At 53.0% G+C, this 12,648-nt stretch carries 8 protein-coding genes and 4 pseudogenes; 6 read left to right on the top strand and 6 right to left on the bottom strand.

The window, feature by feature from the left end; all coding sequences use genetic code 11:
- Nucleotides 1-128: 128 nt before the first annotated feature.
- Nucleotides 129-1,346 (bottom strand): xanthine dehydrogenase family protein molybdopterin-binding subunit, encoded by a 1,218-nt coding sequence (locus RHM69_RS09695; RefSeq protein ID WP_213554580.1) that lies wholly within the window; start codon nucleotides 1,344-1,346, stop codon nucleotides 129-131.
- Between RHM69_RS09695 and RHM69_RS09700 the strand changes: the two are divergent.
- From RHM69_RS09700 to RHM69_RS09715, 4 genes and pseudogenes are all read left to right on the top strand, one after another.
- Nucleotides 1,308-1,502 (top strand): annotated as a pseudogene (locus RHM69_RS09700) (restriction endonuclease); the annotation flags it as partial. The gene RHM69_RS09695 and the pseudogene RHM69_RS09700 sit on opposite strands and share 39 nt — an antisense overlap.
- 262 nt (nucleotides 1,503-1,764) lie before the next feature.
- Nucleotides 1,765-2,031, top strand: coding sequence for a hypothetical protein (locus RHM69_RS09705; RefSeq protein WP_256557791.1), 267 nt, complete (start codon nucleotides 1,765-1,767; stop codon nucleotides 2,029-2,031).
- A gap of 788 nt (nucleotides 2,032-2,819) precedes the next feature.
- A complete protein-coding gene (locus RHM69_RS09710) occupies nucleotides 2,820-3,038 on the top strand; it encodes a DUF6555 family protein (protein WP_083263080.1) in 219 nt (72 codons plus the stop codon).
- A gap of 219 nt (nucleotides 3,039-3,257) precedes the next feature.
- On the top strand, nucleotides 3,258-5,765 hold the full coding sequence (locus RHM69_RS09715; RefSeq protein WP_083263079.1) for a PAS domain-containing protein: 2,508 nt from the start codon (nucleotides 3,258-3,260) through the stop codon (nucleotides 5,763-5,765).
- Nucleotides 5,766-6,203: 438 nt separating this feature from the next.
- Here the strand turns inward: RHM69_RS09715 and RHM69_RS09720 are convergent.
- Nucleotides 6,204-6,679: pseudogene (locus RHM69_RS09720) on the bottom strand (SDR family oxidoreductase); the annotation flags it as partial.
- Between the two features lie 115 nt (nucleotides 6,680-6,794).
- Between RHM69_RS09720 and istA the strand changes: the two are divergent.
- Nucleotides 6,795-8,294: an IS21 family transposase gene (istA, locus tag RHM69_RS09725; protein ID WP_102619021.1), complete on the top strand. Its 1,500-nt coding sequence runs from the start codon at nucleotides 6,795-6,797 to the stop codon at nucleotides 8,292-8,294.
- Nucleotides 8,287-9,090 carry an IS21-like element ISPsy20 family helper ATPase IstB gene (istB, locus tag RHM69_RS09730; protein ID WP_029241171.1) on the top strand — a complete coding sequence of 268 codons (804 nt, stop codon included), beginning with the start codon at nucleotides 8,287-8,289 and terminating at the stop codon, nucleotides 9,088-9,090. The genes istA and istB overlap by 8 nt, the downstream gene beginning before the upstream one ends.
- A 170-nt stretch (nucleotides 9,091-9,260) precedes the next feature.
- Here the strand turns inward: istB and RHM69_RS09735 are convergent.
- The 4 genes and pseudogenes from RHM69_RS09735 to RHM69_RS09750 all read right to left on the bottom strand — a co-directional run.
- A pseudogene (locus RHM69_RS09735) lies at nucleotides 9,261-9,645 on the bottom strand (SDR family NAD(P)-dependent oxidoreductase); the annotation flags it as partial.
- Nucleotides 9,646-9,764: 119 nt separating this feature from the next.
- Nucleotides 9,765-10,915 (bottom strand): annotated as a pseudogene (locus tag RHM69_RS09740) (zinc-dependent alcohol dehydrogenase).
- Nucleotides 10,916-11,235: 320 nt separating this feature from the next.
- Entirely contained in the window at nucleotides 11,236-11,490 is a 255-nt protein-coding gene (locus RHM69_RS09745) for a DUF1652 domain-containing protein (RefSeq protein WP_083263078.1), read from the bottom strand.
- Between the two features lie 60 nt (nucleotides 11,491-11,550).
- The gene (locus RHM69_RS09750; RefSeq protein WP_256557790.1) at nucleotides 11,551-12,576 is read right to left on the bottom strand and encodes a chemotaxis protein CheB; all 1,026 of its coding nucleotides are present in this window, start codon (nucleotides 12,574-12,576) and stop codon (nucleotides 11,551-11,553) included.
- Nucleotides 12,577-12,648 lie beyond the last annotated feature (72 nt).

The following is a 12,648-nucleotide window of genomic DNA, read 5'->3' on the forward strand; positions in this document are numbered from 1 at the left end:
TAGAGGACTTCCACCTCCAAGTCATCCAACTCATCACCATAATGAGCTGAACAGCGCCAGTCACGGCGCTACGCGTCATGCCTGGCGCACCATGAAAAAGCCCGATGAAATCACCGGGCTTTACTGGTTTACACCTTGCTTAGTGCCGCCTTCACATCATCCGGCGTCATGTGCAATTTGCGTAAACGTACACCTACCGCGTTGTAAATGGCATTGGCAATGGCTGGGGCCACCGGCGTTACGGCAGGCTCACCCAAGCCGGACGGTGCTGCCTTGCTGGATATAAACTCGATTTTGATCTCTGGTGGCGTCTGCAACATACGCAGCGGCGTATAGGTATCAAAGTTGGAGTCTTTGAATTTACCTTTCACCAACTCGCTGCCTTCAAACAACGCCATCGATAGCCCCCATAGTGCCGCGCCCTGACACTGGGCTTCGGCCCCATCGGGATCGACGATAATACCGGCATCCACGACGATATAGAGCTTCTGTACATCGACCAGGCCAGTGACTTTATCGACATGCACCTGCACGGCACAGGCAACCCAGGTGGGCATCTCCCTTTCCTGGCCAAAGATCGAGGCAATACCCAACCCTGTATCTGTCGGCTGCTGCGTCCCCCAGCCAATCATGGCAGCGGCCTTTTTCAACACGGCAGCCTGACGGGAAGCACCACCAATGGCTATCGGACCACTGCCGGCATTGCGACCTTCGGCAGTCAACAAATCCAGGCGAAATACCAGCGGATCCTTGCCGACTTGGTGGGCCGCTTCGTCCATAAAGCTTTCCACAGCCCAGCCGGTCCAGCCGGCGCTTACCGAGCGCAGCCAGCCAGGACGGAACGAAGCGTTGGCCAGGTCGTTGGATACCGCGCGAACCCTCTGTGCGCCCACCGTGTACCAGTGATCGGCACCGGCGATGGCGAAGGGGTCGAACGGTTGGCCATTGATACCTTTGGGCATAAAGACCGGGACCATCACTTGCGTGGGCCAGCCCGCCGTCGCGTGGGGTTCCGTGGCAATCACGCGCTTGTCCGCATCGAACGCCATCTTCAACTGCTGCACCGATGCGGAACGCGGGCTATCGAACTGCATATCCTGTGAACGGCTCATGACCATTTTTACCGGTTTGCCACCCAGCGCCTTCGACGCCAGCGCCGCCGGAATGGTGTAGTCATCGTTAAGGCGACGGCCGAAACCACCACCCAGCATGTAGGCGCGGATAGTGACCTGTTCTTCTTTCACACCCAGCGCGGTGGCCAGCACCGGCGTGATCAGGGACTGCCATTGGCAACCGGAATGGATCTCCCTATTCTCGTCGAGCGGCTGGGATCCCAGCTGGAGCATTTCAATCCCAACCAGTTCATCACCATGTACCTAGTGGATGCCATGGATGGATTTCAGTTTGAAGCCTTCCTGGTTGAGATCTTCCAGACCATTGGATACGACGTTAAGGAGACCAAGAAGACGGCTGACCAAGGTGCAGATCTTTTCGTTACCCGGTCACGAGAGCACCAATTGCATGAAAAATGTGAGACCTTTGAGATTTTGGCTCGCTGCATGACGCTTAGGAAAAGTCGCCTTTTGACCCGGCATACCTCGGCCCGTAGCGAGTAAATCAACAATGAGTGGCAACCTTCGGCTTGTAACAAATACGGATCCGTTGACCTAGGCACCGAAACGAATCGTTCTGAGTGTGGCTTTTCAGCATAGGGCCTGGACTCTGGCGTTGATCAAAGATGCCGATTCGTTCTCAGACTGAGGAATGACAAATGAAGCTAAATTTGGAAGGCCTACCGCCAATCTAAGGGAGGTGATTGTCATCGAAGACGATGCGACTTTGCGCTCGTTGATGAAAGATATCGTGGTGGAGCTGGGCGCAAGCGCAGTGGTGTTTGAAACGGCGGACGAGGCGTTAACCTATCTGTTGCAGGCACATGGTCAGTGTAGACTTGTGATTGCAGATCATAGGGTGCTAGGGCAAATTCAAGGTACTGAATTTTATCGAGATGATCAAAGGAAGGTGGCCTAGTATTTCTGCCATTCTGACATCAGGATATCTGATAGACCCGGCGACGATACCGGCAACGGCCATCTATCTACATAAGCCTTGGTCGATGGAAGATCTGATAGGCGCTATCGCATTTATGTTGCACCCCGTTTGACTATTCCCAGGCCTTGAATGTGGTTAGCTGCTTCTGGTCGGTTTCGTCTGTAAGACGGAGCCACCGGAAATCCATCGATTAGTTGATCGCACCATTATTTGTACTGAGCATCTGCCCAGATCCCGCGACACACGTTCCCTCAGCTTGCCGCCAGACCTGCAGCGCCGGTATTCAACGCGCCTGAAAGACTACCACCTATAATCGTAGCGCATATTTTACCGCAGCTTAGCGACACGATACGTCGACAGCTAGTCGGACGCGGCATGGCTTCGGCCCACGCGTCACCCTTACTCCGTCTCAAGTCGCTTTTTGGTGACGATCCGCAACGGTAACATAAACGGAACTTGCCCTGATACGTTCGCCGTCCTAGCTCAGCACCTGAACGCCCCCGAAAAAGAGCTCGTGACGACTTTTGCTTACACCTACTCGTCCGCTATGCGCACCTCTTAGCTTCTCACCCCACCATCCAGAGAAGAGCGCATGAGATTTAAAAATAAGGTCAGATAGAAAAAATAGTGGCCAAATGCCCTGATAGCCGCAACGGAGAAAATGGTCTAAAACGGTGATGGGACGATTTTTTGGATCACCGCTTGATACTAAGCTCGACCCGTATCATTTAGACCTAATTATCTGCGTCTGGGGAACACGGAAGCTTATGACCAGTAACTTTCATATTGACTACAAGCTCCATGGGAAACCCAAGTCTTTCATCATCCGCAGCAAAACGATGCAGAATGCAGACGCTTGGCATTGGGCAAGCTGCGATGCGGGCATCACCCCGATACCAAAGCCAGGAAAGGCGCCGTTGAAAATGATATCCAAGCCTCTGGCCGAGAGATACGGCATAACTGATGTGAGCTGGCGGGCGAGCTAAGCTTCCAGTCTGGCTACTCAAGAGCGCAGATTACAGATTCCGGCAGCGACGGGCTCCTCTCCCAAGCCAGACTACACGCTCCATCTTTGTTCGCTGCAACCTGAGCTGCGAAAACAAAATGTCACGTAGTAAACATGGCGGCAACCGCTTTACCTGCCCACTTCCGGCGCAAAACCTACAGCTTGTCCGTCGCTGCATTTAGAATGGGTAGAACTCACTTTGACCTTTTTCGACAACAAGGGACTGATCAACGTGAATCCAGAACATGAACGGCAATTTTTGATCGGAGGCGGCAAAAGTGGTGAGCTTATCCGCCGTCACGATTGGTCTGCTACCTCGATAGGCATTCCAGAACGTTGGCCTAGTGCGCTTCGTAACGCCCTCGGACTCATGCTCAGCTCTTGCGATAGCATGTATCTTGTCTGGGGGCCTAAGCTGTTATTTTTTTGTAATGATGCGTATCGTGCTGCTCAGGAAATGCGGTTACAGGATCTCGTAGGAACACCATTCCCCGTTTCAATGGAGAATGTATGGAGCTCGGTTCAGGACTCAATGGCGGAAGCGCTTGCGGGCCGCGCTAACCGAATGACAGATACTCCCAGCATCACAGTCAGGGGTGGCGCAGAGATAACCACTTGGTGGAGCTATTCGTTCTCACCTATCCGGGACGACGCCGGATCCATCAAAGGCGTCCTCTGTTTTGCCAAAGACACCACTGATCACGTTAGAGCCACTCTTGCTCTTATGGATAGTGAGCAAAGGCTTGATGCACTGATCAGATCGTCCTCTGAGGTGCGCTTCTCTATTAGCGCCGATTGGAGCCAACTGCATCAGCTGACCGGTGGCGATTTCATTCGCAATACCGACGACACGAACTCTAAATGGCTCGAGAAATATATTCCGGCCGATGCGCGGGATGCCGTGCGCACAGAATACGAACGCGCGATTCAAACCCGAACGACCTACCATATAGAGCATCCGGTCAATCAAGTAGACGGAACGGTCGGCTGGGCGCATGTGCGTGCCGTGCCGTTGATCGATCAGCACGGCGCCATCACCGGATGGTTGGGCGCGGCCTCCAATATTACTGACCGTAAACGTGCAGAAGCGGCGCTACTAGAAAATGAAGCACAGCTTCGAATTCTCAATTCTAACTTAGAAAATATAATTACCGAAAGGACAGCAAAGCTACGTTTGTTCAGAGACGTCATTGAAGCTAACGCGGTTCCAACTTGCGTATTTGATACTAATTTCCGCCAGGTTGCGTTTAACCGTGCGCATCTCGACGTATTTGAACGGTTACATGGAGTGCGACCCAAGGATGGAGAGGTTTTACCGGATATGATGTCCCCGGTACAAGGAGCCAGCCTCCATGCGCATATGGCCCGTGCTTTGAACGGAGAGACTTTTCGCGTGATTGCTGAATTTGGCGAAAAAGGGATTAACCAACGTAGCTTCGACTTTTCTTATACACCCCTCTTGGATTCAACAGGAAGGGTGATCGGCGCATTTTATTTTGCGCACGACGTAACTGACGAGATCAAATCCAGGGTTGAGCTTGAAGCTGTTCAATCAGCCCTGCGGCAAGCGCAAAAGCTCGAAGCCGTGGGACAACTTACTGGCGGCGTGGCCCACGACTTCAATAATCTTCTCACGGTAATAAAATCCTGCAGTGACTTGCTTAAGCGTCCCACAATTTCTGAAGATAAGCGCCAACGGTACGCCGATGCTATTTCCAGTACGGTCGACCGCGCCTCAAGACTTACCGGACAGCTTCTGGCATTCGCAAGGCGACAAACATTGAAACCGGAGGTGTTCGCCGCAGGTGAAAGCATCCAAGGTTTAGGAGACATGCTCGAAACTCTATCAGGCAGTACGATCGCGATCGTGATGGAAATATCAGAAAAACCATGTTTCATTTTTGCAGATGCTAATCAGTTTGATACTGCGCTTGTGAATTTAGTACTTAACGCTCGTGATGCGATGGGCGGATTAGGTAAAATTTGTATTCGCGTAGAATCCGTCGACCATATTCCCGCAGACGGACGACAGCCGGTTTTAACTGGTCACTATGTTGTTGTATCAGTCACCGATACCGGTAGCGGGATCTCTTCAGATATTTTGGAGACTATATTTGAGCCTTTTTTTACCACAAAAGAGCAAGGAAAAGGCACTGGCTTGGGCTTATCTCAAGTCTTTGGGTTCGCCAAGCAGTCAGGGGGGGAAATTTTGGTGGAAAGTCAGGTTGGCGAAGGTACTACTTTCAGGCTTTTTCTTCCACGCGTGGACGCGCAAACAGATGTGCAGTTAGACAGAACTTCTGAACCCGCAAGCCTGAACGCAAACCATGGAACGTGCATCCTCCTGGTTGAGGACAATCCCGACGTAGGTGCATTTTGCCTCAATATTCTTTCAGAACTTGGCTTCCGGCCCGTCTTGGCATCGAATGCTGAGACGGCTTTAGAGCAATTGGCCGGCTGTGAGAATCGCTTCGCGATTGTACTGACTGATGTCGTCATGCCAGGGATGAATGGGATAGATTTAGCCAAGGCGATTCGAAAATTTTATCCGCTTTTACCTGTCGTACTTACGTCTGGCTACAGCGATATTCTTGCCCAAGAGGGGAGCTTTGGATTTGAGGTTTTGCGAAAACCTTATTCAATAGATGAGCTTTCATCCGTTCTAGTTAGTGCGCTGCGCCACGTCACTAACCAATACAAAGAATAAATTAGTCATTTTTCACGACCGGCTTCCGACGCCGATTGTAGGTCAGTATTTACCTACATCCTCAAGACGGAGTCACGCCATCTCCTTTGTATGAGTAGTATTATGCGTCTTCGTCCCGGTGGCACGCCCAACGGGACTTACCCGAATGATTATTGAAAAATGATGCTGAAAATGTAGGCGCTGAAGTTCAATCATCGCCCTCATTGTTTTGTTTCGGTGTTTCATTATCTGTTTCCGGTTCCTTCGATGGACGAGTCGGCGGTATTGAGTGGACGACTTATGGGTATGGCAGTGCCGTCGCTGTAGCGGGTTTTGCGAGCCAGCAGTCATCAGTACAGCACTAGAGGCCTTGGAACGGAATGCGTTCTATGCTAACTGCCCCCGCTGAAAATGCTAATCGGCGCATGCAATCAAGTCTCACAGGCCCCTCGCTGAAGCTCACAAAATGGGTTTGCCACCGGTTACCCCGTAGCGTTCGCCTGAGATATAACTGCCCTCATCTGACGCAAGCAGGACATAGATCGCCGCGACCTCGACAGGTTGCCCTAGACGACCTAGAGGGGTTGTTGATCCGAAATTTTACACCGACTCTTCGGACATTGTGGACACAATCATGGGTGTCCAAACTGGCCCGGGGGGACGCTATTAACACGAATACCACGCTTGCCAAGCATCTGGGCAAGACTAGCGGTGAAGTGCGCGATGGCGCCTTTTGTGATGGCATACGCCAACAGGCTGGGACTTGGTGCGTCGGAATTGACGGAACTGGCGATGATGATGGAACTGCTGGCTGCGATGTTGGGTAGCGCGGCGTTGCAGATGCGAAACATCGCCGTGACATTGACGTCGAACGTCTTTAACCATTCTTCGTCAGGTATCTCTTCCAACGTTTCATGAGTCATCTGAAATGCTGCTGTTGCCGCTGACCGAAAACTGACCCAGTAGAGGCTCTTCTGCCGACTGAAAACTGACCCAGGTGTTCAACTGCTTCTGCTCACTTTTCGAGCAGGAGAACACAGGGTGATCAGCATGGAAATGTTGGGAAAAATCCGGCGGATGTACTTCCGCGACAAGCTCTCGCTGCATCAGATAGCCAAGCGTACCGGGCTGTCGAGAAACACCATCCGAAAATGGGTCAGAGCGCCCGAAGCCATTCAGCCAGCGTACCAACGGTGCGCAACCTTCAATAAGCTCAGCCCTTTTCACGAGACCCTGGAGCAGGCGCTCAAGGCCGATTCGTTCCGGCCAAAACACAACCGCAGGAGCGCCAAAGCACTTTTTGAGCAGATCAAAGCCGAGGGTTATGACGGCGGTTACAGCCAGCTCACGGCGTTTGTGCGCTCTTGGCGAGGCGAGCAAGGCAAGTCTTTACGCGCTTTTGTACCGCTGACGTTTGCGCTCGGTGAGGCCTTTCAATTTGACTGGAGCGAAGAAGGTCTGCTGATCGGTGGTCTTTTTCGACGTATCCAGGTCTCCCACATGAAGCTGTGTGCCAGCCGCGCATTCTGGTTAGTTGCGTACCCCAGCCAAGGCCACGAGATGCTGTTTGATGCCCACACCCGTTCGTTTGGAGCGTTGGGTGGTGTGCCGCGTCGCGGCATCTACGACAACATGAAAACGGCTGTCGACAAGGTCAACAAAGGCAAAGGGCGCACGGTCAACGCCCGGTTTTCCGTGATGTGCGCGCACTATCTGTTCGATCCGGACTTCTGCAACGTGGCCTCTGGCTGGGAAAAAGGCATCGTCGAAAAGAACGTTCAGGACAGCCGGAGGCGAATCTGGCTCGATGCTCAAAACTGTATGTTTCACACCTTCGAGGAACTGAATGTCTGGCTCGGCCAACGTTGTCGGTCGCTCTGGAGCGAACTGGTGCATCCGCAGTACAACGGGCTGACGGTGGCCGAGGTCTTAGAGCTGGAGCAGGTCGAAATGATGCCAATGCCGACGGCATTTGATGGCTACGTCGAGCGTACCGTGCGGGTCTCCAGCACCTGCCTGATCAGCGTGGCGCGAAATCGCTATTCAGTGCCATGTGAGCGCGTCGGCCAGTGGGTCAGTAGCCGTTTGTACCCTTCGCGGATCGTGGTCATTGCTGACGAAACGGTGATCGCCAGTCACGAGCGCCTCTTTGATCGAGATCAGGTCAGTTTTGACTGGCAGCACTACATCCCACTCATCGAACGCAAGCCTGGTGCATTGCGCAACGGTGCGCCATTTGCTGATCTGCCAAAACCGTTACGGCTTCTCAAACGAGGACTGAGGCGTCACACCAACGGTGATCGAATCATGATGCAGGTACTGGCTGCTGTGCCAATTGCGGGGCTCGAACCTGTGCTGGTGGCGGTGGAGCTGGTACTTGAATCGGGAAGTCTGAGCGCCGATCACATCCTCAATGTCCTTGCCCGCCTGACCTCCACCGCACTACCTCCCAGTGTAGAAACCAGCCTGCAACTCAAGGTCGCGCCTGTTGCCAATACAGCACGCTACGACCGGCTCCGTGCGACCGATGAGGAGAATCGCAATGCGTGACCTAATGACTGAACTCAAAGAACTTCGCCTGCACGGCATGGCCAGTGCTTGGGAAGAACTGGTCTCTCAAGGAACAGCGTCGACGGCTTCATCGAAATGGCTGCTGGAACATCTGCTTCAGCAGGAACATGCGGATCGCGCGGTGCGCTCGGTGAATCATCAGATGAACATGGCAAAACTCCCCATGCACCGTGACTTAGCTGGCTTTGACTTCAGCGCTTCCAGCGCTGATGCCCGGCTGGTCAGCGATCTATCCAGCTTAGCGTTCACTGAAACGGCGCAGAATGTCGTGTTCATTGGCGGCCCTGGAACCGGGAAAACACACCTGGCCAGTGCCTTGGCTGTATCCGGAATCACGGCCCACAACAAACGCGTGCGCTTCTTTTCCACGGTGGATCTGGTGAATCTGCTGGAGCGTGAGAAGTACGATGGCAAGGCAGGGCGAATCGCCCAGGGACTGCTTCGCACAGACCTGGTGATACTGGATGAGCTGGGATATTTGCCCTTTAGCCAAAGCGGCGGTGCCCTGTTATTTCACCTGCTGTCCAAACTGTACGAACACACCAGCGTGGTCATCACCACCAACCTCAGCTTCTCGGAATGGTCGAGTGTGTTTGGCGACGCCAAGATGACCACCGCGTTGTTGGATCGGCTGACACATCACTGCCACATCGTCGAAACGGGCAACGAGTCCTACCGCCTACAACACAGCACCTTGGCCGCCCAGACAAAGATCAAGTCACGGGAACGAAAGCGCAAGGACGGAGATGATGTCGAGGACGATGAGCCATTTTGATCCGCACCATAAATACCCTGCTGCATGCCTACATGCGGTGGGGGTTGATGCGTCTTGAATCGGCCCACTGCTGCTAAGCTTATCCACAATTGCTGGGACAGAAATCAGCAATCCGTCCTGGGTCAATTTTCAATCGGCAGGGTGGGTCAGTTTTCAATCAGCGCCAACAATGCTGCATTGTTAACCAAGATATCGATGCGCCCGAACTCCGTCACGGTGCCGTTCACGACCCCGGCACAATTCGTAAGGGTCGCCAGTTCTCCCGGCATAGAATGCATTGACGTCCAGCGTCTTCTACCCTGCGTGCGGTTTCCTTTGCATCCTCGTGTTCATCCAGATAGGCAATAGCAACGTCAGCCCCTTCACGCGCAAAGGCGTGGCGACTGCGCGCCCAATACCGCTATCACCACCGGTAATCAACGCGATTTTATTGCCAAGTCGGCCTGATCCTCGATAGCTATTCTCTCCGCAATCGGGGTACGGTTCCATTCTGCTTTGGTCACCGGGAATAGGTTGTTGCTGAGGTTTGAAGGGTGGCACGGGATAACTGTTCATTGAAATCCTCCTGCCATCGTTTGACCGAGCCAACGCCATGAATGAGCAGCCTGCCATTCATTGAATGCACTTCAACATCGCATCAATTGGTTATCGAAAAATCTGATCCTGAGTTCTTGTTATGAAGACGCAGACGGTTCGAGCTTGACTTTGATCCAGCCCGATTGGTGTTTATCGAATGATTTGAAGGCGGAAATCGCATCCGTCAGCGGTTCGGTCTGGGTGAGGATTTTTGCAGGATCAACTCGTCCTGCGAGCGTCATCTCGATGAGCTTGGGGATGTATTTTCGGTGATGACAATTGCCCATATTGATGCGGACGTTTTTGTTCATCGCAGCGCCGATTGGGAAAACGTCAAACCCGGCAGGATATACCCCGATAATCGATATCGTACCCGCCTTGGCCACAGCTTCTACGGCCCATTGCAGCGCTTGGGAGGGCTCATCGCCAGGCTGCCACTGCGCAGTCTCGTGCACCTCGCCATGGTGAGCATGATTGGCATCAATACCGACCGCATCAATAACCCGATCGACGCCGATGTCGGCGGTCAGACGAGCGATGGTTTTGACCGGGTCTTCCTTTTCAAAATTGATGCATTCGGCACCAAGCTCCTGTGCACGAGCGAGTCGGTCGTCAAAGCAATCAACGGCGAACACCCTGCCGGCGCCCATCAGCTTGGCGCTGACAATTGCAAAAAGCCCCACCGGGCCGCAACCGAATACAGCAACGGTATCGCCATCTTTGATCCCAGCCATTTCAGCGCCAAACCAAGCTGTCGGAAAAATGTCCGACATTGCAATCGCCTGGTCATCGGTGATCTCATCTGGGAGCTTGATCAAACCTATATGGGCGAAAGGAATGCGGGCTTTCTCTGCTTGGAGGTCATCGAACGGGTCAGTGTTTTTAGGGACGCCAAAAAAGGAGGTACCTGCTGTTTTGCCATTGGGATTCGCAATATCACATTGGGCAAAATATCCAGCACGACAATACGAGCAGTTACCGCAGGCGATGGTCGAAGGGATCAAGACCCTGTCACCTATTTTTAGATTGCGCACGTCTGCCCCAAGCGTTTCGACGATACCTACGCCTTCGTGGCAAGGATGGTGCCTGTTTGCATGTCCGGAGCACTTCCCCGGATAAAATGCAGATCCGTTCCGCAAATTGCCGACGCGGTAATTTTTACGATGGCATCCGTGGGTGACTGGATTGTTGGCTCTGGGACTTCATCCAGCCTGATGTCCCCCACGCCATGGAATACGACAGCTTTCATCTTCTCACCTCGTCATATCTATAAAGTACGTAGGAAGGTGGAGAAAAAATCTGTGCGCAAGGTTTCATTGAGAGTCAAATTTACGGACAGACGGAGGAAGGGTATTAATGCAGACAACTGAATCGCGGTACTGAGTCAGCCCAATACCCAAACCAGTCAGACACCAATCCTTCCGTCACTTGAGCAAACATCATGTCTCGGCTCAGTCCTCGCTGCCGGGCGGCGCTTATGATCGCAGGAGGCTTGTTCGATGAGCGATGGCCATGACTGCCATCATATGAGTTCGCTCTGTTGAGAACTATATGTAAATATTTGTCTATTTATCGGTTCGCAGATCTATCGAAATTTGTTTGGCGAGCCACCATTTCACTCCGAAGTTCGCCGATCAAATTTGCTATCGCACGACTTGAAGAAAGTCTTGTCACTGAGATTCCCGTGGCCAATAACTCTACGCGACCCGAAGAAGCCTCAAAAACTCTCACCATAAGCGAGCCGTCCGAATTCAAGGTGCAGGTGCAAGAGAGCGGCAGGAACCCACACTCAATTATATGGCGGAGTTCAAGTGTGGATATCATCAGGTTTTTCGTCCTTGGAAGTAAGCCATTTATGGATGTTTTGCGGTCTGCGGCTTGACGTCACTTCGCATCGTCGTGACCGAAGAAAGTTGGATCAAGCACCAACGCGCGTAGTGGCTGCAGACGCTTCTCGGCTGCATCAGCTTGTTTGAGGCAATCGGCGGCATCGTGAGATGCGCCGACGACGGTCGCCTGGTCGGACATCTGACGCAGTAGCAAAATCCTCTCTTCCACGGCTCTCAAGGTATCCCAAAGTCCGATATCAATGGCGGCATTGACTTCACAAATGAGCGACTTCATAGAAAAAGCATGTCCCGTGTGGCAGCGAAATCTAACGATGGAACCCTCTTCGATTTGCACCAGCACGCCATGACAATCCGGACAGGTGAATTGAGACACTTTACCGAGCCCCATTACGCCTGCTTCGAGACCGTTGCCTTTCAAGGAAATGGTATTTTCGATCTCGTGAGGTGTTTGCCCATTATGAGGCAAACGGTCAGCGCGACTTCCGACCGTTTCAGCGATCTGCTGAGCGATGGTCGCAATCGAACCTATCAGATCGATCTGGACGTGTTGGATTGCGCTCTCAGGCATGGAGCTGAGCATGGCTTGCGACGGATCCTGAACGAAGGTCATACCGCCTCGATCTTTTACGGCCCAAAGACCCGCAGTGCCGTCATCTAGAGCACCTGACAAGATCATGCCCATGACCCTGGCGCCGTAACTGGCCGCCGCTGAGCGGAACAATACGTCGACCGCAGGCCGGACGCGACACTCCTTTGGCCCGCGCGTCAGTCGTATGCCTTCATGCATCAGCATTAGGTGACGATCAGCAACGGCGACATAGACGGTACCCGGCTGGATGCGCTCGCCGTCTCGCGCTGCAACCACTCGCATGCTGGTCGATCTGGAAAGAATTTTGTGAAGCACGCTGGGCTCGTATGCAGGGATATGCAGTACCACGAGAAACGCAGCGGGCACATGAGAAGGCAAATTTTCAAACAGCGAAATGAGTGCCTGCACGCCTCCTGCCGAGGCACCAATGACCACGACGTTTCGTACGTCAACATCCAGCCCATCCGTCACGTCTACCTCCATAGTCTCGCATTCACTGTAGACGCTTTTCTCGCAGAGCGGGCGACCCCCTCTGTTTGGCTG

Origin of the sequence: Pseudomonas sp. CCI1.1 (genome assembly GCF_034348165.1) — a bacterium.
GTDB lineage: Bacteria > Pseudomonadota > Gammaproteobacteria > Pseudomonadales > Pseudomonadaceae > Aquipseudomonas > Aquipseudomonas paracarnis.